Below are 20,833 nucleotides of genomic sequence, written 5' to 3' on the forward strand. Positions count from 1 at the left end.
TGATCCGTCATGCAAATCTATAACAGTCAGGAGTTTCGATCCATGATTCTTTTTTCAGGAAAACTGATGTTTGTTTCCTTTCTGATGCTTGTTATGACAATGATTGAAACGCTTGCTTATGCAACACGTATTTCCGGTGTACGCGTTAAGTTAATGGCAACGGCAATCTCTTTATTTAGCACAATGGTCATTGTGTCACGTTTTTCAACCATGATCCAACAGCCCTTGACCGCGAAGTTACTTTCGGATGCGCCGAAAGACGGGAAATTAGTGTTTGTCGAGAACGAATATCGGTTGCTCCTTGTTGCTGTTTCGATCGGCGTACTTCTAGGCATCGCGCTCTTTCCAACGTTTATCGGCGTATTTTCGCGCGCAATAATACAGTTATCACGAGAAAGAGGTTCGATGGCTGCGCTCATTATCAAATGGGTGAATTGGAAGGGAATCAAAACAGCTTTTCATTATATACGATTACCGCGATTTATACAGTCGGTATACTTGCGGCGTTTTATGCCTCATTACTCGTTCCGGTTGAAGATGGACCGACAGCCGTCACATCATCCGGGGTTATTAATGGAATTGCTACCATTTTATTAACCTTGTTTATTGATCCTAAGGCATCGGTGCTGGCTGATCGTGTGGCAAAACAAGAGAGCAGCTACATCTATTTGAAGAGTTACTCATTGACTATGGTAAGCTCAAAACTCATTGGGACGCTTGTTGCGCATCTACTGTTTCTCCCGGCTTCCTATTATGTTGCTTGGTTTACGCGGTTGTTGTAGTAGATACGTCCAGCAATGATTGAAATCGGATGGAATCCTGTGCGATAATGCAACAAGGAGAACGAAACAGGAGTGATAGAAACTAAAATGAGTTCATTAATTGATGAAATTAACAGGTTGGCGCGGCTTTCGCGGGAACGTTCGCTAACAATACAAGAAAAAAAGCGTCAGGCGGAATTACGCCAAAAGTATTTGAAAAACTTCCGTAGTCGTTTTAAAAAACAATTGGCTCAGATCACGGTTGTCGACCCAACAGGGAAAGATATTACGCCGAAAAAAGTAAAAAGGTTGCGCAAGTCCTCAAATCAGGAGTAAGGATTCCGGGTTTGGGATTTTTTTATTGAGTGATGTAAGCGCTTATGTTAGAATGAATGCAAATGAATAAATGATCCACTAGGGGAGCGAGAAGCTGAGATTGACTCCGTCAAGACCCTTTGAACCTGATCCGGGTGATACCGGCGTAGGGAAGTGGCTGATCAAATTCCAGCTTTTCACCCTGAGTGATCAACCGCTTTCATAACCGAAAGCGGTTTTCATTTTGTCAAAAAAGAAATAGGGGTGATTAAATGGAGAGCATTTCACTAGTGGCACGGAAACAATGCGATGCGCTGTGGCAACAGAGTTTCAGACATCCGTTGGTGCAGGGAATTAAGAATGGCACCCTTCCTTTGGAACAGTTCCGTTTCTACATCAAGCAAGATGCTTACTATGTACGCGAATTTGCTAAACTGCATGGTATGGTTGCCGCGCAAAGCGATGACGCAGATGTTGTGGCTACGCTTTTAAAAATTGGTCTTGGACTCGCTGAAGGAGAATTACAGCTGCATCAAAAGCTATTCCAAACGCTAGAAATCAGCGAACAGGAGTGGAAGACTTTTCAACCGGCTCCGGATGCCTATGGCTATATCAGCCATCTTTACCATGTTGTGAGTAAAGGAAGCTTGGGGCATAGTTTGGCTGCGTTAATGCCGTGCCCATGGCTCTACTATGAAATTGGCTTGCAATTAAAAGATGCGCAACCAAAAGAACAGATTTATCGTGAATGGATTATCGAGTACAGCGGTGAAGGGATCGAGAAAAATATGGAAATTGAACGCGCGTTGTGGGATGAGACAAGCAGATGGGCATCTGATGAAGAACGTCGCGAAATGATCCATATCTTCATGCAAAGCAGTTATTATGAATATCGCTTTTGGGAAATGGCTGCTCGTCTTAAAGACTGGCCGACATACGGACAGGGGGAACAGACTTATGATCGAAAATCAGCGGTTGATTGAATTGATGGATGAAGTGAGAAAGCGAAAACCATTGTTGCACGTCATTACCAACCGTGTCGCCATTAACGATTCGGCAAATGGGGCGCTTGCAGTTGGTGCGTCGCCGATCATGGCCGAAGCTCATGAAGAGGTGGCAGAAATCGCGGCAATAAGCGGAGCGCTTGAGCTCAATATTGGCAATCTAACCCCCTATTCAATTGAAAGCATGCGATTGTCCGGCCGGGCAGCAAATAAAGCAGGTGTACCGATCGTTCTTGATCCGGTGGGTGCAGGTGCCACGGATTTTCGACTGCAAACGGTTCAGAAACTGCTTGAGGAACTGGACGTTGCAATTATCCGAGGAAATGCCGGAGAAATTGCTGCGCTTGCCGGTGAAAAGTGGGCTGCAAAAGGAGTGGATGCGGGCGATGGGAATGGGGATGTCACGGAGATGGCGAATCGCGTGGCACTGAGCTGGAACACCGTTGTTGCTGTTTCAGGTGCTGTCGATACAATCACCGACGGAAGACGGACCTACCATGTGAAAAACGGCCATCCGCTGTTTCCATATATGACCGGCTCCGGCTGCCTGAATGGCGTGATTCAGGCAGCCTATGCTGCTGTTACGTCAAATGCGCTCGAAGCCTCCTTTGCTGCTTCGACGATCTATGCGCTTGCCGGACAGCTTGCTGGTGAAAAGTGCGCAGGGCCCGGTTCTTTTCGTCAACACTTGATGGACGAATTATATTTAATGAATGAAGAAAAAATACAACGCTATGCCGCCGTTGAGGATGTGACCGGTTTATGAGACCGCAAGTTTTGACCATTGCAGGAACCGACAGCGGCGGCGGTGCCGGGATTCAAGCGGACTTAAAGACGTTTGAGGAACGGGATGTGTTTGGCATGTCGGTCGTGGTGGCGGTGACCGCTCAAAATACAAAAGGAGTTCAAGGCGTCTATCCGTTATCCATCGAAGCGATTGAGGCGCAAATGCGGTCAATCGCCGATGACTTCACCGTTTCCGCTTTGAAAACCGGTATGCTGGTTGATGCGGAACGGGTTGAAACCGTGGCTGATGGGATTCGCCGATTTGTGTGGCGCCCTTTGGTTGTCGACCCGGTTATGGTAGCGAAAGGCGGCGCGCATTTGGTCGCTCCCGAAGCGATTGAATCAATCATCCGTAACTTGCTGCCGCTTGCCGACCTAATTACGCCCAATACACCGGAAGCGGAAGTCCTAGCGGAAATGACCATTCGTTCAGATGAAGATCGAGAAAAAGCCGCAAAGAAAATCATGATGCGCGGAGCTAGAGCCGTTCTGTTAAAAGGCGGACATGATAAGAATCATCCCGATAAAGCCCGCGATTGTCTCGCAACAAAAGATCGAATAACATGGTTCACCGCAAATCGGTATCCAACGCCGCACACCCATGGAACCGGCTGTACCCTTTCTTCATTAATTACTGCGGAGCTGGCAAAAGGCAGTCCATTAGAGAAAGGTGTACAAACAGCAAAAGATTTATTGACCCGAGCCATTGCTCATGCACCTGAAATTGGCCATGGCCATGGGCCGGTAAGCCATTGGTCACTTAGGAGCGATGCCAATCATGATTAGTAATCGAGACTTGCGCGACGTACTGTCCTTATATTTTGTGATGGGATCCCCGGATGCAGGCAGCCACGCACCATTGGAAACGATCAGAATCGCACTGCAGGCAGGCATTACCTGTTTTCAATGGCGAGAAAAAGGAGAACGAGCCTTAACCGGTAATGAGCGGCTCGACTTCGCTTACGCCGCAAGGCAGTTATGCCGAGACTATCAGGTCCCCTTTTTTGTTGATGATGATCTAGCACTTGCGATCCAGCTTAAAGCGGATGGTATCCATGTCGGCCAAAAAGATGAACAGGCACGGCGGGTGCGACAAAAAATCGGCAACACGATGTGGCTTGGCGTATCGGCGCACTCCACTGAAGAAGCAGAGAAGGCGTTGCACGATGGCGCAGATTATATCGGTGTCGGTCCGTATAAGCCAACACAATCCAAAAGCGATGCAGAGGCACCGATCGGTGATTCGATCATTCGCCAATTATCAGATGCAAAATTTCCGCTACCGATGGTTGCAATTGGCGGTGTCACGCCCGATGATGTACCGGACATTTGTTCTGCGGGCGCAAGTGGTGTCGCCGTCATTTCGGCAATTTCAAAAGCGGAAGATCCTACGGCTGCCGTCAAATGTTTTTTAACGAAGCTTGGTAAAGGGTAAAGATCATGAAAAAGTCTCCTGGTTATCCAGGAGGCTTTCAAGCACTTGGTAATTAGTGAACTACGGCTTCATGCTGCTTTTCATAAGCCACAATTTCATCTTCATAAGTTAAAGTCATTGCGATTTCGTCCAATCCTTTGAGCAATACTTCTTTTTGATAGGGATCAATCTCAAAATGTTCGGCAAAGTTCGGCGCAGAAAGCTTCTGCTGTTCAAGATCTACGGTGAGCGCTAATGCCTCAGTTGCTCCGCGCCGGATCAGTTCGTCCACACGGGGTGAATCGAGTCGAATGGCTAAAATGCCGTTTTTTTGACAGTTGTTATAGAAGATATCGGCAAAGCTTGGTGCAATGATGACACGAAACCCGTAATCCTGCAGTGCCCACGGCGCATGTTCGCGTGAGGAACCGCAACCGAAATTGTCTCGAGCGACTAGAATTGATGATTGAGCATATTCAGGTTTGTTTAAAACAAAGTCCTTTTTTTTATTTCCTTTCTCATCGAATCGCCAGTTATAGAAGAGGCAGGAACCAAAGCCTTTGCGTTCCACGCGTTTCAGAAATTGTTTCGGAATGATTTGATCGGTATCAACGTTTGTTCGATCGAGCGGACAAACGCGGCCTTCAAACGTTTTAAATGGATGCATCGTTAATCCTCCCTTTTTGATAAATTAGTGGATCGCAGTGAATTCGCGGATATCGGCAAAATGTCCTTGGATCGCCGCGGCAGCAGCCATCGCTGGACTGACCAGATGTGTTCTTGATCCGGTACCTTGGCGTCCTTCAAAGTTTCGATTCGAGGTTGACGCACAGCGTTTTCCGACCGGAACGATATCGTCGTTCATTGCAAGACACATGCTGCATCCGGGTTCCCGCCATTCGAAACCGGCTTCTTTAAAAATTTGATCCAATCCCTCGGCCTCTGCCTGTTTCTTTGTTTGGTATGATCCGGGAACGATGAGCGCACGTACACCTTCATGAACATGGTTTCCTCGTACAACTTCAGCTGCTTGCCTCAGATCGCCAATGCGACTGTTGGTACAGGAACCGATAAAGACGACATCAATTGGAATTGCGTGGATCGGAGTGCCGGGCTTTAAGTCCATATAAGCAATTGCCTTTCGTGCCGCTTGCCTCTTTTCTTCATCATCAAAAGATTCAGGATCGGGGACCAAATCATTGATCGACGCGCCCATTGACGGGTTCGTTCCCCATGTAACCTGAGGCTGAATCTCGGAAGCATCGATTTCGAGCGTGCGGTCGTACTCGGCACCATCATCACTGGCTAATGCAAGCCAGTTTTGCGCTGCTTGATCAAATGCTGCGCCTTTTGGGGCGAAACGACGGCCGCGCAGGTAGTTGACCGTTGTCTGGTCGGGACTGATCAAACCTGCTTTCGCACCCGCCTCAATCGACATGTTGCAAACGGTCATTCGTTCCTCCATTGACAAGTTGTGAATCGCTTCACCGGTATATTCAACGATATGTCCGGTGCCAACCGAAATGCCATACTTGGCAATAATGGCAAGGATTAAATCCTTAGCGCCAACTCCGATACCAAGGTTACCATTAACTTTAATTTGCATCGTTTTTGGACGCTTCTGCCAAAGGGTCTGTGTTGCCAGTACATGTTCCACTTCACTTGTGCCAATGCCAAACGCGATCGCTCCGAAAGCACCGTGAGTTGAGGTGTGACTGTCCCCACAAACAATTGTTTTGCCCGGCTGTGTTAAACCCAGTTCAGGTCCGATCACATGCACAATGCCTTGATGCGGACTATAGATATCGGCCAATTCAATGCCAAACGCTTTGCAATTCTTTTGCAGCGTTTCAATTTGAATTTTAGAGATTGCATCCTTGGTTTCACGGTTTTCCGATGTTGGCACGTTATGGTCAACCGTTGCAAAAGTGCGGTCCGGCCGCCGTACCGTTCGGTGATTCATGCGCAGTCCCTCAAAGGCTTGAGGGGATGTAACTTCATGAACCAGATGGAGATCGATGTAGAGAAGATCCGGTTTTCCGTCTTCCTGATGAATCAGATGCTGATCCCAAATTTTCTCGATGATGTTGCGCCTCTTCATGGTTTGTTCCTCCTCGTTAAAGTTCCTGATTATTGATGGATGGTTTCGTTTTGATTTATTGCTGAAATGACGCGATCCGTCATTTCCGTTGTGTTGACCGTTCGATGATCAGGACGATCGATCTGAAGATCACTTGTATGATAGCCTTGATTCAATACATCGCGAACAGCAGCCTCAATCTGCTTGGCTTCACGATCCATGTCAAATGAGTAGCGCAGCATTAGGGCAGCTGACAAAATGGTTGCCAGAGGATTTGCTTTTCCTTGTCCGGCGATGTCCGGAGCCGATCCGTGGGCCGGTTCATATAAACCGACTTTATCCGCTCTCAAACTTGCAGATGGCATCATTCCTAGCGAACCGGTAAGGACAGAAGCCTCGTCGCTGAGTATGTCGCCAAACATGTTCTCAGTGACCAGCACATCAAATTGTGAAGGGTTTGTAATCAGCTGCATTGCCGCAGAATCGACGAGCTGATGGGTAACCGCAACTTCCGGATAGCGTTTGCTGGTTTCATTAACAAGTTCACGCCACATCCGGCTCGATTCCAGAACGTTCGCTTTATCAATTGATGTAATCTTTCGGCGCCGTTTCATCGCCAGCTGAAATGCTTTTTCAACCACGCGTTGAATTTCTTGTCTGCTGTAGGCTAATGTATCGACTACGCGGTCTTGGTTTGGTCCCAGCCGTTCGCTTGGGCGTCCGAAATATAAGCCGCCGGTAAGCTCACGAACAATAATAAAATCAACCTGTTCAACAAATGATCGTTTGAGTGGTGAGGCATCGACGAGTGCTTGAAAGGCTTCTACTGGCCGCAGGTTTGCAAACAATCCCATCGCTTTGCGGATGCCGAGCAAGCCTTGCTCCGGCCGCAATTGCATGGATTGCTGATTCCACTTAGGCCCGCCCACAGCTCCCAAAAGAATGGCGTGGCTGCGCTTACATTGGTCAATCGTTTCCTGGGGGAGCGGCGTACCGTATGCGTCAATTGCCGCACCGCCGATCTTTTTCTCGATGAACTGAACCTCTGTTTTGCTGTTTTGGAAAACCGACTGGAGCACGCGCACAGCAGAGGCGGTAACCTCAGGACCGATTCCGTCACCAGGCAATACGGTTATAATTTTCATCCCATAATCATCTCTTTTCCTTTTGATTTTTCATTCGTTTAGTGGATGGCTGGTTGCGCATAGTGTGAGAATAGATGGCGAAAATCTTGATCGTCCAGTTCTTTCTTCTGATCCGCAAGATCTTTAAATGCATGGAAGGATTGATTGATCTGTTCTTCGGATAAGTGAATGCCCATCTCCAATGCTTTTGCTCTGAACGCATGGCGGCCGGAGTGTTTGCCAAGAACGAGTTTCCCAGAATCAAGACCAATCAGAGAAGGGGAAATAATTTCATAGGTTTTGGGATTCTTCATTACACCGTCTTGATGAATCCCCGATTCATGGGAAAATGCATTTGCACCAACGACCGGTTTGGTTGCGGCAATCGGACTGTTCATGAATTGGCTGACCATCTGGCTTGTTTTAGCAATTTCATTCATTTTCAGCTGTGTCATCATTTGATAACGATCCTTGCGGACATGAAGTGCGACCGCAATTTCTTCGAGTGCAGCATTCCCGGCACGTTCACCGACGCCATTCACGGTACACTCAACTTGTCTCACGCCTGCTTCAATAGAGGCTAGGGTGTTCGCAGCGGCCATTCCGAGATCGTTGTGACAGTGGCAGGAAAGGCGTACGCTTTCGATGCCTGAGACATGCTCTTGGACGTAATGAAACATTTTGGCATATTCCTCAGGGGAGCAAAAGCCAACGGTGTCCGGTAGATTGATGACGGAGGCCCCAGCCTTAATCGCCCCTTCAATTACTTGGGACATAAAAGGGTACTCGCTGCGCGAAGCATACTCACAAGAGAATTCCACTTGTGGAAAGAAGCTGCGGGCATACTTGACTGCGCTGATCGCCATTTTTAACACTTCTTCAGGACTTTTCTTTAATTTGTCAGCCATGTGGATCGGGGAAGTGGCAATAAAAACATGGACGCGTGGATTTTCTGTATCTTTCAGCGCTTCCCATGCTGTATCAATATCACTTTTTATTGAACGGGCGAGGCCGGTCACCGTACTGTTTTTTACCGCCTTGGCAATGTTGCGCACAGCTCTGAAGTCTTCTGGAGAAGCAGCGGGAAACCCTGCCTCAATGACATCGACATGAAGGCGTTCCAATTGTTTGGCCACCTGCACTTTTTCATGTTCGTTCAGACTGCATCCCGGTGATTGTTCCCCGTCACGAAGCGTTGTGTCGTAAATTTCAACCTTTTCCATTTTCGAATCTCCCTTCTGAAAATTTTTCTGTTTTTTTGTTTGTATCTCTTTTTATGGCAAGGAGGAATCGTGGTGCGGTTCCCCCGGCACATCTGAATAAAATAAAAAGTCCTTCCACCGCGCACCAGTCATAATAATGACTCGATGCAGGGATGAAAGGACTTGTTTCACGGTACCACCCGGCTTTTCACTACTTTCGCAAGTAATGACTCAGCGGCATTTTGGCAAGCAAAATGTCGATTTGATAACGAGTGCATGATACACTCGGCCGGATCTACTCATCTGAAAAGTTCAAACCGGCACTCTGAGGTGAGTTCGCAATCAGTAGTACTGCCGGACTTTCACCGTGTTCCGGCTCTCTGCAAGTACCCTTGCTGATTACTTATTCCTCATCATCGCGTTTTCTGAAAAATGTTTGTGCCCCCAATAATACATGGTTTATTTTTCTTGTCAACCATTCAATCAAATTTGTTTGGGAAATTCTCTATAAAAAATGTGGCCGTTGTTACGACCAGCCAATGATCGATATAATTTTCTTTTGAGCGAAAAAACAAAAAATTCTCTTGACAAGATCAAAAGTAGGGGAGTAGACTGACGATACGCCAATAACGAAGCGAAAGGAAGTCTCATGATGAGCACAAATCGTCGATTGCAAAACCTGCTAAATGAATTGTTGCAAGGGCTAATTGTTTTGCCTCAGCCTAACTTCATTCTTTAGTAGGACGCAGCAACTGTACGGATATGTGCAGGGCGATGTGTCCTGTTCATGCAGTGCGTGGGATGTTCAACCGTTCGCAAGACCCATTCAAACATGAATGGGTTCTTTTTTTACACTTTTTTAGCAGATAAGGAGGGTAGGGAGGGAAGACAGCGCAACGGCGAATGAACGTATTACGAACAAAACAGAGAAAAATTGAAACAGAAACAGAAGGGATGAGGTGTTCGCTATGATTGATACAGAAGGCGTAATCAGAAGACAGGGGATCCAGAAACAGACCACAATCAATGCTGAAACGAATTGTTTAACACAGGAACAAATCCTTAATTTGGAGCGCAGGATTAACCAGCTTCCAGTTACGAGAACGATGTATCGCATCTTCACCTTGATCACGCTAGGGATGATGCTTGACGGATTTGATGTTTATCTGGCAGGAGGTGTTCTCGGTCAATTGGTCCAAAGCGGATGGTCGTCACTTGCTTTGAATGCCACCTTTATTTCGACAACCTTTGTTGGCCTATTCATCGGGTCGTTAGCAACTGGATTTATTGGAGACTGGAGGGGACGGCAATTTGCTTATCAAGTAAATCTATTTATTTTTGGTATTGCTTCTCTAGCAAGCTTCTTTGCCCCAAACATGACCACGCTTATTATTTTAAGAGGGATCAGCGGGATTGGACTTGGAGCCGAAATCGTGACAGGCTTTACACTGTTAGGAGAATTTGTGCCTGCCGCTTCTCGAGGAAAATGGGTTGGCGGATTATCGGTTTTTGCAAACTGTTCCGCGCCAATCGCCACTTTTCTTGGATTTATGATTATTCCAACGATCGGATGGCGCTGGATGTTTGCGATTGCCGGTGTGCTCTCCATCATTGTTTGGTATTTCCGACGCGGGCTTCCGGAATCCCCGCGCTGGTACTTCTCTCAGGGAAACTATAGAAAAGCAGAACAAATTGTTGCACAGTTTGAGGAAGAGGCAAGAAAGAGTGGAAAATTTCAGAGGAACAGCGATCAACAAGATTCAGTGAATCAGATCGTTACCAAAGAGGGGCATTATGGTGAATTGTTTAGCAAAAGCATGATCAGACGTACTTTGTTAGGGTGTATGATCCTAGCTGCGATTAATACAGCTGCATTTACTTTTGTTACCTGGGTACCGACTTTACTGGTCAATAGCGGGATTACCGTTTCTAAGTCTCTTGGTTATACAGCACTTATGATGCTTGGTGCCCCGATTGGTGCGTTGATCGGAAGAATGACGGTGGATCGTCTTGGGCGAAAATGGATGATTGTCGGTGCATTGATCATGACCGCTCTATTAGGCTATATCTATGCTTTTCAGACGCAACCGGCAGCTTTAATGACCATTGGTTTTTTGATGACGGTATGTCTCTACATACTGATGGCGGTGGGTCTGTCAATCTATGTGCCTGAACTTTTCTCAACGGCACTGAGAATGCGCGGGAACGGTACGGCGCAAGCCGTTGGTCGGCTATTCACCATTGTTACACCATATATCGTGGCTTGGCTGTTGACCAATCAAGGCATTCTATCGGTCTTTATCGTGATTGGCATTTTATTAGCGATAACGGCAGCACTGACGATCCTTTGGGGTCCGGAAACAAAGAAGCAGATTTTAAAATAAGTACTTTCATGATGAATCGGCCTTATGAGTGAAAAGGAAGTCGGCACGTACGTAGTTTCAATGGCTCCATGAAATGAATAGAGAGGGTATCTCAATGTTTTTGAGATACCCTTTCTAATTCTGTGAACAATTTCTGCGCAAAATCTAAACCATTCACTCAATTTTGATGCAAGCTGATCGGCCGCGTCTCATTGAGGTCATCAAAGTGATAAAGATAGAGATCTTCAAGATTCGGAACGGCTTTAACCGCCTGCCGAGATGGCTTTTCGTCAGCGAGCAGTCGAACAACAATACCATTTTCTCTACGGATAATGTTGCCTACCTTATAGTTTTGTTGATAATCAGCAAGCAGTTCGTTGGTCGTGGCAACTGTCCATACATTACCGTTCATTGCTTTCAATAACGCGGTCGGCGTATCCATCTGAACAAAGTGGCCGTCTTTAATAATCATAATATTATTTGCAAGGTATTCAAGATCGGATACGATGTGTGTCGATAAAAGAACAATACGGTTGGTGGCCGTTGCCGCAAGAAGATTGCGAAAACGAATGCGCTCTTTGGGATCAAGCCCGGCTGTCGGTTCATCGACAATCAGAATCTTAGGATCATTGAGCAATGCTTGAGCGATGCCGATACGCTGCTTCATCCCACCGGAATATTTGCCGATCTTTTCATGACGGTGCTGCTCCATGCCGACCCATTGCAGCATCTCTTCAACTTTTTTGTTTGCTTGGGCTTTTGTCAATCCTTTTAAAGAAGCCATGTAATGCAGAAACCTTTCTGCGGAGAAGTTTCGGTAATAGCCAACCTGTTGCGGCAGATAACCGATCAGCGTGCGGTAGTCAGCATCTAATTGAAAGATATCTTTTCCATCAAGTAGAATGCTTCCGTCTGTTGGCCGCATCACGGTTGCTAGAATTCTCATCAGTGTGGACTTTCCGGAACCATTTGCTCCTAAAATGCCGCAAACGCCTTCACGAAGTGTGACACTGATTGAATCTAAGGCTGTTTTCTTGCCAAATTTCTTAGTGACTCGGCTTAATGTCAGTTCCAAAGAAACACCTCATTTGATTTATTTACATAAGATCGCGACTTATGGTTTTATCTGTTTTTGCTCATTGATTTTGTAAAGCATCATTGTAAAAAGGGCGGAGACCAGCAACAAGACAATTGTAGCAGCAATTGGAAGAAGCAGCGGATAGCCGAAAATAGTGACTGCGTGAAAATCGGTAAACCAATTATCTACCCGCATCGCCGTGACATAACTGAATTGAAAAACTTTCGCCAGCCATCCTGGAACAATAACAAACTCTTCAGCCATAAATGGAAAGGCAAACACAAATCCGGAGCAGATAAATGAAAAAAACGAATTTTTACTGAGTAGTGATATAAAAACGACGCAAATAGCAAGCATTAATCCTGCAAAGACATGGACCGCTGTTTTCAGCAAGAAAAAGCTGAGCATGTTCATAGTATACGGAGAATTATAGTACTTAGGGATTGAGTGAATATTCGCTAGCCATCCATAGTTACCTGCACGAATGATCCAGTAAACGACATCAAAGCCGATCGATAAAAGTGCGCAAGCGAGAACAAAAATAAGGGCGGCAACAAGTTTGGCATGAACGATCGTTTTTCGTCCATGTTGCGTACTCAGAATATATTGATCAACCCCTGAGGCTGTTTCACGCGTAAACAGCGACGAAAGGCCGATCAGAATCAGCGTTCCCAAAAAGATAAAACCAAACGTATTGATGTAATCCTGCATTTGCTCCACCGGCCATTGATAATAGTAATCAGTAAAATGTATCGTGCTGAGTAACTTTTTTTCTAGTTGCAATTGCCGACTTGCATCGCTGTCCAAATCGTTTAATTTGCTCAGTTTATCGGTAACTTCTTTTAGTATATTCGCTTTATCCAGTTGAAAATTAGCGACAAGATCAAGATCCTGATACACTTCACTTTCTCGTCCACTTCCCTGCTCTGCCAACTGCTTGGCTTCTTGCAGCTTTTGTTCAGTGACCGGTCCTTCCCATTTCTTGTATTGACTATAGGCTGAAGCATCAGGTCCGGGCATAACCTGGTGGAAAAAAATAATTAGAAAAAGCAAAATTGCGGCGGTGATATAGATTCCTTTCTGTGAGAATAGCTTATATAATTCAAAGCGAACAAGTTCTTTCACGTGCAGCCTCCTCTTTAGCATCAGTTCATTCACTTTTTAAGACGGAGTTATATTAAAAAAAGATCCAAATCAATAGAAATTTCGTCATAATTTATAGAAAAAAAGCAAGAGCAATGAAAGGGGGGAATGTGGTGGTTGATGATGAATCCTTGATTGAGGAAATACTTAGCGGCAGCGAAGCAGCGATGGAAGTTCTTGCGCGACGCTATTATCCAATCATTTTCGCTTTTGTCTATCGAAAAGTAGGGAATAGAGAACTGGCTTATGACCTGACTCAAGATATTTTCATAAAGATGATGAAAAAGATTAAATCCTACTCGAAAAAAGGATTATTTAAAAGCTGGCTGTTTACTATTGCTGTCAATCACTGTCGCGACTACTGGAAAAGCAGTGCCCATCTCAGAAAGAATCAGCAAACGGAGATTTCGGAGCAGCTACAAAGTCGAGATGCCGATACACCCTTCATCTTTGAACAAAAAGAAAAACGCAACCAGGTCAAGGCATACATAGATACCCTGCCGGAAATGCAGCGGGAAGTCATCCTTCTTAAATATTTTCATGACTTAAAGATTCGAGAAATCGCTGAGGTGACTGCTTCTAATGAAGCAACGGTGAAATCGCGTCTGAGACAACCTTTAGCTAAGCTGCGAAAAATTTTTCAAAGGGGTGAGCATGATAATGCGGAAGAAAATCAGTAGAATGGAAAATACCGAAATGGAAGATAAAGCGATCAATTTGGAAATCAAAAGGTTGCTTGAAAACTATTCAATTGAGTACCCTGGTGAGAAAGGAATCGTTCAAACCATTGACACGCTGAGACCTTTAGTACCTCAAAAAAAACAAGCCGCTCATTACCATTTTCAATTGCTCTGTCGAAAGATCATTCAGGAATTGGTTTATGTTCATCCTCTATTTTGGATCGTGAATGCTGGAGTATTTATTTTTGGCTGTCTGCTCATTTCATCCGGTGGTGCGAATCCTTATTTGATTACGATGGGCATCGCTCCGGCTCCTTGCATTTTGGGCGTCGCAGAGTTGTTTAAAAGCTGGCAGAATCAGATGCATGAATTGGAAATGACCACCAAATATTCATTGCAAGAAATGTTGCTTGCAAAAATGGTGTTGATCGGTGTGTTTAATCTCTTTCTGAATCTTTTGTTCACCGCGACACTTCCAATGCTGATTCCGTCGCTGTTTATTTGGAAATTAATGCTTTATTGGCTGACGCCGTTTACAGTAGTGGCTGCATTCACGTTTTACATCGCAAACAGACTCAGGAACGGTTATGCAGCAGCAGCTGTCGCGCTTGCTGTCTGGCTGTCTGTTGTTTTAAGTGTTGCTGGTTCTCCCGTGATTCGGGAATGGCTTGAGAGGGTACAAGTTTTGTATTTTGTGCTCTTAATTTTAATCAGTTCTGTTTTCCTGCTAAGGCAGGTATTCCTGCTCGTCAAACATCCGCTGCAATTTGCCGGCAAGCATTGACCAAGTTAAGCAAAATCTTTGACGAGGAAAATTAAATTGTGTACATTTAAATTGTGCAAAATATAAAGGAGTAGAGAGCAATGAAACCTGCGTTCCGTCTTGAAGACCATTTATGCTTTTCGATCTACAGTTGCTCACGAGCAATTCAGCGTATGTATCAGCCTGCGTTAAAAAAATTGGGAATTACTTATCCGCAGTACTTGGTTTTGCTTGTGTTGTGGGAAAATCGCGAATGTTCGGTGAAGCAGATTGGTGCGCTTCTTGACCTGGACTCGGGAACATTGACTCCTTTGTTGAAACGAATGGAAGGTAAAGCCCTGTTGCAGCGGAAACGGTCGCAGGTTGATGAGCGAATGGTTACGGTTCGATTAACGGAAAAGGGTGCAGCTTTAAAGGAAAAAACCGTTTGCATTCCTGAGACGCTTATTCGATCAAGCCGGATGACCCAAGCTGAGATGCAAAACTTGAACCGGACGATCAAATTGTTAACCCAACAGGTGACGCAAGGTCAAATGAAATGATTGTCCCAAAGAAGTTCATTTATCTCGGTTAAGGAGGTGTTGGCAACCTGATTTGTGAATACCCGTATACGGATGGATTTTGTATTAAATACTAACCGAACTTTTGGAGGGATAAATGATGAGTGAAGAAAAAAAAGGAATTGCAACGGTTGGCGGAAATCCGATCACTTTAATTGGACCGGAATTGAAAGTCGGAGATAAAGCACCGGATTTCACGGTGAATAAGGATCTAATGGAAGAGAAGTCGCTTTCTGATTATGCAGGAAAAATCAAGCTGATTTCTGTTGTTCCATCATTGGATACGAAAGTGTGTGAAGCCCAGACACGGCGCTTCAATGAAGAAGCGACAAAATTCGGTGATCAGGTTGCTGTACTGACCATTTCAGTCGATTTGCCGTTTGCGCAGGATCGTTTCTGCTCCGTGGCTGGAATCGACAACCTGGATACACTCTCTGATTATAAGACACATGCGTTTGGCAAGAACTATGGTGTGCTGATTAAGGAACTTCAACTGGATATGCGCTCAATTTTTATTATTGATCAGGAGAATACGATCCGTTACGTTCAATACGTAAGAGAAATGACAGAGCATCCGGATTACGAGGCTGCGCTAAACGCATTGCGTTCATTGGTATAATCGATCGAGTGAATCCTCCCCAGAAGTTGGATAATAGACGCCAACTTCTGGGGGTTTTTGTATGTTTAAGTGGCTCGATGACTGTAAACTGAAAATTGTTAAGTGAACCCATTTTTGAAAATTGTCGAATAACCGAGTATAATTCCTTTTATATCAAAAGGTAGGCGGCTTACGGATTGAAATCGAACATCATACATCCGTTACATCAATTGTGTTTCTTAAGCTCTTTGTGAAAAAAAGAACGATAAAGGATCTTCCTATTGTGCTGATGTCATTTTTGATGCTTTCTTTCTTTAATTCGCAAAGTTCAAGAGAATAAAAGCCGTTCTGCCAAGAGAGTAAGAGAGAGAAATAACAGAAGGTGTGTGAACATCATGAAAAACAAAATGCGGCGTGAAATGCGCACGTTTGCCCTAACCATGACCGGGTTGGGATCAATCATTGGTTCCGGTTGGTTGTTTGGCTCATGGAAAGCTGCAAGTGTGGCAGGTCCGGCAGCTGTCTATTCATGGCTGATCGGTATGGTTTTAATTCTTATTATCGGACTTACCTTTGCAGAACTCGGATCTATGTTTCCTGCCGCAGGCGGCATGGTTCGCTATGGACAATTTTCGCATGGATCGCTGGTTGGTTTTATAACCGGATGGGCAAACTGGATTGCGATCGTTTCTGTAATCCCGGTTGAAGCTGTTGCCTCAACTCAGTACTTGAGTTCATGGAACTTTAGTTGGGCGCATCAATTGTACGATGGCAATGAATTGACCGCACTCGGTCTATTCATTGCAGCACTGCTCGTATTTGTCTATTTCCTATTAAATTACTTTACGATTCAATTGTTTGCTAAGGTAAATTCGATGATTACGCTATTTAAATTTGTTATTCCCACATGTGCGATCATCGGTATCTTTGCAGCCGGGTTTCACGCACATAACTTTGTTGATGTACATTATGGCGGTTTTATGCCAAATGGCTGGTCCGGTGTTTTAACTGCTGTTGCTACGTCAGGTATTGTTTTTGCATTTAATGGATTCCAAAGTCCAATCAATCTGGCGGGAGAAGCAAAAAATCCAAGAAAATCTATTCCTATTGCAGTAATCAGCTCCATTCTTATTGCCGGACTAATCTATGTTCTGCTGCAAATCACATTTGTTGGCGGTGTTACTCCAGACATGCTGGCTAATGGATGGTCAAATCTTAGCCTAAGTTCACCATTTGCTGACTTAGCGATGGCACTCGGATTAAACTGGCTCGTACTCTTGCTGTTTGCAGATGCGTTTGTGTCGCCGTCAGGGACGGGAATTACGTATACAGCAACAACCGCCCGTATGATTTACGGGATGGAACGCAATGGGTTTTTCCCTCCTGTTTTTGGCACGATCAATTCCGTTTACGGTGTCCCACGCGCAGCGATGTGGCTGAATCTTGGTGTATCTTATTTGTTCCTTTTTCTATTCAGGGGATGGGGATCACTCGCTAGTGTGATCTCTGTTGCTACATTGATTTCCTATGTTACCGGTCCGATTTGTGTCATGGTATTTAGAAAATTCGGTGGTAAGATTAAGCGTCCGCTGCGAATAAAAGGAATGCATGTGATTGCGCCAATTGCTTTTATTGCGGCGTCAATGATCTATTATTGGGCAACTTGGCCGCTGACAGGTAAAGTCACCTTCATTATTTTTATCGGGTTGCCTATCTATTTCTACTATCAGGCAAAAAACCAATTTAAAGGCTTCAAAAAAGATCTGAAAGCAGGAATCTGGCTCATCGTTTATCTCGGGTTTATGGTTCTGATTTCTTGGATCGGGAGCAATAAATTCGGAGGATTAAATCTCATCCCATTCGGTTATGATTTTCTCGTCATTGCTGTATTCAGCTACTTCTTTTATCTCTGGGGGATTAAGAGTGGCTGGTTGACTGAGCAGTTGAAAAAAAGGGAAGAAGCTGCATAACGCAACGAATCAACAAGACCAGTTGATTGGTATTCGATAAGTATTATAGAGCACCGGCTGTACAAGCCGGTGCTCTTTTTTTTTCAGGTAAAGCAGGTGCGCGGGATTCTGCGGGATCAGCAAGCTAGGAAATTCTCCGGTTTACCCGAGGAGGTTTTCGGATCGCCCGTAGTCTGCGCGCTTTTGCTGGGGGCAACCCTAGCGTAGGCGCCACATAGCATGGCTTAAGGATCGAGCGCTTTTTGCCCCGTTTATCTAAGTATTTGTGCGAAACGATAAATTTAAGAAACTCATAAGAATTTTGTAACCTGAATGTCTCCTTTTCAATGCTTTAATAGAATCATAATTGTTGAATTCTAGGAAAAAGGTGCTTTTTTACATAGAAAAAGGGATTGTTTCGTAAGCAGCACGCTTAATTTTTAGAACGACCTATTTGATGCAATGCAGCATTAAATCGTCTGAAAGCAAGGAGGGGCACATCATGGGAAAATCAGCCGATTGTGGGAAAGAAGTCGAGAAATTGGGAGTCCTTTCAGTATGGCGGAATCGCCAGAAATGGCTGTCCTGTTTTCTATGGATTCTTTTTATTCTCTACCTATGGTCATTGAGCAGAATGAATTTAGTGGCGCCTTTACATTTAGCGCCTAATAGATCCGGTCCGCAATTTAACGTTCAGGCTTATAATTTGGTACCGATGAACTTTGTGAACACTTTGTTTTACTTGGCGGACCAGCACGATCAGGAGTTTCGTTCCGCTCTATTCAGTGTTGTTCAGATTTTTACGGCTGCACTGCCATTGGGCGTTTTTGTTCCGATTCTACTACGAAAGCCGATGGAATTCGAACGGTTTATCGGGCTGTCCTTGTTGATTGGAACATTGATCGAAACGATTCAATTCTTCTTTGCGACTGGAAATGCAAATATTGATGATTTGATTCTTTGCATGATGGGCAGTATTCTCGGATTTGCACTGTGGCATCTGTTGTCCGATTGGCTGGCAATTAATCATCAGAAGAGAAACCATCGTCTGGTCGTTATTTCATTAATCATTTTCTGCACGCTCATGGTTCAGTTTACAGAAATGAGCCATGCAAATTCATCGAGTCAAGCGCAGCGAGCAGTGATTCGTTCACTAGGCATTCCGGATTACGCAGGAACGCTGCTTGCGAGCAGCAGAAAAACACTGATTTTACAGACAGACGACAATCAGGGGAAAGTTAATCTTTCTGTTCAACTAAGTGCGGCAACGCAGATTTATACCGAAGAAAATGCCCGTGCTCATCAACCGGAACAAGCGGTTTATCGGCAGCGTTCCTTAGATCATCTCTCTCGATTGCATCACAACGTACCCATTCGTGTATGGGGGAATGAGCAGAAAGGCGTCTTTCATGCAGAAATCATCATGATTCGTTCCGCGTCCGCAACGCATACTCATCTGATGCAAACGTCTTTTTTTACGTTTTAGGCATTTAGGAATCAACTGGAAGCGACTGCTTTTCAACTCATCCAATGCGAATGAGAAAGGGAAGATAAATGAAACTTAGAACGGTTGTAAGGGTTACGATCAGAGACGCGAGCTCAGAGTCTCCATTAAATTTTTCGATTAACATAACGCTGTTTACGGCAGCCGGCATGCTGACCTCAACGAATAAAACTGAGGCAAGCATGCCGTGAATCCCCAGCAGGAATAAGACGCCTTTAGCGATAAGTGGGACCAGCAGCAAGCGAAGCAGCACGCCGCCCCAAACATCGAGTCGGCGAATTCCTGCCAAACGGGTATGACCTAATTTTATTCCAAGGATCAATAGAACGAGCACAGGATAGGCTGCGCCGAGCATTTGAGCTGCAGTATCCATTCCGCTTGGTAGCGGCAGCTGCAGAAATGCAAAGAGAAAACCAATCAAGGATGCATAGATAAGCGGCGATTTTACGATGTGGACCAACGCTGCTTTACCACTCATTTCGGCACGGGATGCAATGTAGCTACCAAGAACATTGACGAGAATAATCTGACCGATGACATAAATGGCGCCAAGTGAAAATCCGGATTGACCAAATGCAAGCAAAAGAACCGGAAGTCCGTAGTTGTTTGCGTTGCTAAAGACGAGTGTTAACGTTAATGCCCGTTTGCTCCCCTCGGATAAATGCATCCATTTTGCGGCAACAACGGCGAGCAGCCAAAGAACAGCGGTCATAATCAGTGAAAAAGCAAAGATGTGGAGCACATTGGATCCCTTTAAATGCGACTGTGAAAGTGCGGATAAGATTAGGGCGGGTGCGAGTATGTATAAGCTGATATTCGCCAGCATTTTGGTATCGATGGGCTGTTTCTTTTGCAATAGAGCACCGCATGTACAGATTATCAGGATGGGCAGACTGACAGAGATGAATAAATGGATATATGCCATGATCTAGTGCCTCCAATGACCTGGCTTCCTCTAAGGGAAATTCATTTTCTTTATCATACCATGAAGCCTGTTTGTTTCGGGGGAAGATGATGTTCCAATCAAAAGAATTGCGAAAATGATTATTTCTTGTGTCAAACAGGCTTGGATCTGTGGCAGGAAACGGATTTGCATCATATGCTAAGAGCAGATACATTCTTGGAAGTGTGATGATGGCCAGGCAACTTGAGACAGAGTGAGGCGATCAGCCATGGAAATGGGACAGTGGGTTCACACAAAATATATGGGGAAGCATGATTGCATTGGTTTCGTGACATCAATTTATCCTGACTTTAAACGGTGCAAGCTGCGTGTCACACAGTGCGAAAACCATCCGCGAATGAAGTGGCTCGAAATTTCTTTTGAAGATGTACTCCCTAATCACGATGCGCTTACGAACCAAGAATTGAATAGCTTAATTGATTTGGCTTTGGCTACCTATGATAAAGAATGGTTTGAAAAACTAACCGCTATGGTACTGAAGGAACAGATCAAGTAACAAAATGATCACGGAGCTGGCTAGATAAATGTAAACCCTTACAGATTGG

20 protein-coding genes, 1 pseudogene and 1 riboswitch are annotated in these 20,833 nt (G+C 45.0%); of the genes and pseudogenes, 14 read left to right on the plus strand and 7 right to left on the minus strand.

The window, feature by feature from the left end:
- The first annotated feature begins 42 nt into the window (after window positions 1–42).
- The 6 genes and pseudogenes from SIN01_RS05280 (at window position 43) to thiE (ending at window position 4,301) form a co-directional block, all read left to right on the plus strand.
- Window positions 43–782, plus strand: a pseudogene (locus SIN01_RS05280) (lipid II flippase family protein).
- A gap of 87 nt (window positions 783–869) precedes the next feature.
- Window positions 870–1,097 carry a DUF896 domain-containing protein gene (locus SIN01_RS05285; protein WP_010023917.1) on the plus strand — a complete coding sequence of 76 codons (228 nt, stop codon included), beginning with the start codon at window positions 870–872 and terminating at the stop codon, window positions 1,095–1,097.
- Between the two features lie 70 nt (window positions 1,098–1,167).
- Window positions 1,168–1,266: riboswitch (TPP riboswitch) on the plus strand.
- Between the two features lie 82 nt (window positions 1,267–1,348).
- The gene (tenA, locus tag SIN01_RS05290; protein ID WP_039744817.1) at window positions 1,349–2,059 is read left to right on the plus strand and encodes a thiaminase II; all 711 of its coding nucleotides are present in this window, start codon (window positions 1,349–1,351) and stop codon (window positions 2,057–2,059) included.
- Window positions 2,034–2,846 (plus strand): hydroxyethylthiazole kinase, encoded by an 813-nt coding sequence (gene thiM / locus SIN01_RS05295; protein ID WP_010023919.1) that lies wholly within the window; start codon window positions 2,034–2,036, stop codon window positions 2,844–2,846. Before tenA ends, thiM begins: the two co-directional genes overlap by 26 nt.
- A complete protein-coding gene (gene thiD / locus SIN01_RS05300; RefSeq protein ID WP_010023920.1) occupies window positions 2,843–3,652 on the plus strand; it encodes a bifunctional hydroxymethylpyrimidine kinase/phosphomethylpyrimidine kinase in 810 nt (269 codons plus the stop codon). Before thiM ends, thiD begins: the two co-directional genes overlap by 4 nt.
- Window positions 3,645–4,301 carry a thiamine phosphate synthase gene (thiE, locus tag SIN01_RS05305; RefSeq protein WP_010023921.1) on the plus strand — a complete coding sequence of 219 codons (657 nt, stop codon included), beginning with the start codon at window positions 3,645–3,647 and terminating at the stop codon, window positions 4,299–4,301. Before thiD ends, thiE begins: the two co-directional genes overlap by 8 nt.
- Before the next feature lie 52 nt (window positions 4,302–4,353).
- On the opposite strand, the gene leuD is transcribed toward thiE, so the two are convergent.
- The 4 genes from leuD to SIN01_RS05325 are packed head-to-tail and all read right to left on the minus strand — an operon-like array spanning window position 4,354 to window position 8,707.
- Window positions 4,354–4,947: a 3-isopropylmalate dehydratase small subunit gene (leuD, locus tag SIN01_RS05310; RefSeq protein WP_010023922.1), complete on the minus strand. Its 594-nt coding sequence runs from the start codon at window positions 4,945–4,947 to the stop codon at window positions 4,354–4,356.
- Between the two features lie 24 nt (window positions 4,948–4,971).
- Window positions 4,972–6,381 carry a 3-isopropylmalate dehydratase large subunit gene (leuC, locus tag SIN01_RS05315; RefSeq protein ID WP_010023923.1) on the minus strand — a complete coding sequence of 470 codons (1,410 nt, stop codon included), beginning with the start codon at window positions 6,379–6,381 and terminating at the stop codon, window positions 4,972–4,974.
- Between the two features lie 29 nt (window positions 6,382–6,410).
- A complete protein-coding gene (gene leuB / locus SIN01_RS05320) occupies window positions 6,411–7,505 on the minus strand; it encodes a 3-isopropylmalate dehydrogenase (RefSeq protein WP_010023927.1) in 1,095 nt (364 codons plus the stop codon).
- Window positions 7,506–7,543: 38 nt separating this feature from the next.
- Window positions 7,544–8,707 carry a 2-isopropylmalate synthase gene (locus SIN01_RS05325; protein ID WP_010023929.1) on the minus strand — a complete coding sequence of 388 codons (1,164 nt, stop codon included), beginning with the start codon at window positions 8,705–8,707 and terminating at the stop codon, window positions 7,544–7,546.
- Window positions 8,708–9,654: 947 nt separating this feature from the next.
- On the opposite strand from SIN01_RS05325, the gene SIN01_RS05330 reads away from it, so the two are divergent.
- Complete coding sequence (locus SIN01_RS05330; RefSeq protein WP_010023931.1) at window positions 9,655–11,070, plus strand: MFS transporter; 1,416 nt, start codon at window positions 9,655–9,657, stop codon at window positions 11,068–11,070.
- A gap of 157 nt (window positions 11,071–11,227) precedes the next feature.
- Here the strand turns inward: SIN01_RS05330 and SIN01_RS05335 are convergent, their stop codons facing one another.
- Together SIN01_RS05335 and SIN01_RS05340 are read right to left on the minus strand one after the other, a co-directional pair.
- Window positions 11,228–12,124 carry an ABC transporter ATP-binding protein gene (locus SIN01_RS05335; RefSeq protein ID WP_010023932.1) on the minus strand — a complete coding sequence of 299 codons (897 nt, stop codon included), beginning with the start codon at window positions 12,122–12,124 and terminating at the stop codon, window positions 11,228–11,230.
- Between the two features lie 39 nt (window positions 12,125–12,163).
- Window positions 12,164–13,252: an ABC transporter permease gene (locus SIN01_RS05340; protein WP_010023933.1), complete on the minus strand. Its 1,089-nt coding sequence runs from the start codon at window positions 13,250–13,252 to the stop codon at window positions 12,164–12,166.
- Window positions 13,253–13,383: 131 nt separating this feature from the next.
- Here SIN01_RS05340 and SIN01_RS05345 point away from each other — a divergent pair, with 131 nt between their 5' ends.
- The 6 genes from SIN01_RS05345 to SIN01_RS05370 all read left to right on the plus strand — a co-directional run bounded on the left by SIN01_RS05345 (window position 13,384) and on the right by SIN01_RS05370 (window position 19,306).
- On the plus strand, window positions 13,384–13,950 hold the full coding sequence (locus SIN01_RS05345) for an RNA polymerase sigma factor (protein WP_010023934.1): 567 nt from the start codon (window positions 13,384–13,386) through the stop codon (window positions 13,948–13,950).
- A 1-nt stretch (window position 13,951) separates the two neighbouring features.
- Window positions 13,952–14,734: a hypothetical protein gene (locus tag SIN01_RS05350; protein WP_141306015.1), complete on the plus strand. Its 783-nt coding sequence runs from the start codon at window positions 13,952–13,954 to the stop codon at window positions 14,732–14,734.
- A gap of 80 nt (window positions 14,735–14,814) precedes the next feature.
- Entirely contained in the window at window positions 14,815–15,255 is a 441-nt protein-coding gene (locus SIN01_RS05355; protein ID WP_010023936.1) for a MarR family winged helix-turn-helix transcriptional regulator, read from the plus strand.
- A gap of 118 nt (window positions 15,256–15,373) precedes the next feature.
- On the plus strand, window positions 15,374–15,892 hold the full coding sequence (gene tpx / locus SIN01_RS05360) for a thiol peroxidase (RefSeq protein ID WP_047035026.1): 519 nt from the start codon (window positions 15,374–15,376) through the stop codon (window positions 15,890–15,892).
- Window positions 15,893–16,266: 374 nt separating this feature from the next.
- Window positions 16,267–17,841, plus strand: a complete 1,575-nt coding sequence (locus tag SIN01_RS05365) for an APC family permease (RefSeq protein WP_010024922.1) — start codon at window positions 16,267–16,269, stop codon at window positions 17,839–17,841.
- Between the two features lie 481 nt (window positions 17,842–18,322).
- Window positions 18,323–19,306, plus strand: a complete 984-nt coding sequence (locus tag SIN01_RS05370) for a VanZ family protein (RefSeq protein ID WP_010024920.1) — start codon at window positions 18,323–18,325, stop codon at window positions 19,304–19,306.
- A 37-nt stretch (window positions 19,307–19,343) separates the two neighbouring features.
- Here the strand turns inward: SIN01_RS05370 and SIN01_RS05375 are convergent, their stop codons facing one another.
- On the minus strand, window positions 19,344–20,249 hold the full coding sequence (locus SIN01_RS05375) for an AEC family transporter (RefSeq protein WP_010024919.1): 906 nt from the start codon (window positions 20,247–20,249) through the stop codon (window positions 19,344–19,346).
- A gap of 247 nt (window positions 20,250–20,496) precedes the next feature.
- Here SIN01_RS05375 and SIN01_RS05380 point away from each other — a divergent pair, with 247 nt between their 5' ends.
- On the plus strand, window positions 20,497–20,784 hold the full coding sequence (locus SIN01_RS05380) for an IDEAL domain-containing protein (RefSeq protein ID WP_010024917.1): 288 nt from the start codon (window positions 20,497–20,499) through the stop codon (window positions 20,782–20,784).
- Window positions 20,785–20,833: the final 49 nt, after the last annotated feature.

This window comes from Sporolactobacillus inulinus, assembly GCF_006539285.1.
Taxonomy (GTDB): Bacteria; Bacillota; Bacilli; order Bacillales; family Sporolactobacillaceae; genus Sporolactobacillus; species Sporolactobacillus inulinus.

Coding starts and splice junctions, on each gene's coding strand:
- SIN01_RS05285 (WP_010023917.1), top strand. CDS start 870: ATGAGTTCATTAATTGATGAAATTAACAGGTTGGCGCGGCTTTCGCGG.
- tenA (WP_039744817.1), top strand. CDS start 1,349: ATGGAGAGCATTTCACTAGTGGCACGGAAACAATGCGATGCGCTGTGG.
- thiM (WP_010023919.1), top strand. CDS start 2,034: ATGATCGAAAATCAGCGGTTGATTGAATTGATGGATGAAGTGAGAAAG.
- thiD (WP_010023920.1), top strand. CDS start 2,843: ATGAGACCGCAAGTTTTGACCATTGCAGGAACCGACAGCGGCGGCGGT.
- thiE (WP_010023921.1), top strand. CDS start 3,645: ATGATTAGTAATCGAGACTTGCGCGACGTACTGTCCTTATATTTTGTG.
- leuD (WP_010023922.1), bottom strand. CDS start 4,947: ATGCATCCATTTAAAACGTTTGAAGGCCGCGTTTGTCCGCTCGATCGA.
- leuC (WP_010023923.1), bottom strand. CDS start 6,381: ATGAAGAGGCGCAACATCATCGAGAAAATTTGGGATCAGCATCTGATT.
- leuB (WP_010023927.1), bottom strand. CDS start 7,505: ATGAAAATTATAACCGTATTGCCTGGTGACGGAATCGGTCCTGAGGTT.
- SIN01_RS05325 (WP_010023929.1), bottom strand. CDS start 8,707: ATGGAAAAGGTTGAAATTTACGACACAACGCTTCGTGACGGGGAACAA.
- SIN01_RS05330 (WP_010023931.1), top strand. CDS start 9,655: ATGATTGATACAGAAGGCGTAATCAGAAGACAGGGGATCCAGAAACAG.
- SIN01_RS05350 (WP_141306015.1), top strand. CDS start 13,952: ATGGAAAATACCGAAATGGAAGATAAAGCGATCAATTTGGAAATCAAA.
- SIN01_RS05355 (WP_010023936.1), top strand. CDS start 14,815: ATGAAACCTGCGTTCCGTCTTGAAGACCATTTATGCTTTTCGATCTAC.
- tpx (WP_047035026.1), top strand. CDS start 15,374: ATGAGTGAAGAAAAAAAAGGAATTGCAACGGTTGGCGGAAATCCGATC.
- SIN01_RS05365 (WP_010024922.1), top strand. CDS start 16,267: ATGAAAAACAAAATGCGGCGTGAAATGCGCACGTTTGCCCTAACCATG.
- SIN01_RS05370 (WP_010024920.1), top strand. CDS start 18,323: ATGGGAAAATCAGCCGATTGTGGGAAAGAAGTCGAGAAATTGGGAGTC.
- SIN01_RS05375 (WP_010024919.1), bottom strand. CDS start 20,249: ATGGCATATATCCATTTATTCATCTCTGTCAGTCTGCCCATCCTGATA.
- SIN01_RS05380 (WP_010024917.1), top strand. CDS start 20,497: ATGGAAATGGGACAGTGGGTTCACACAAAATATATGGGGAAGCATGAT.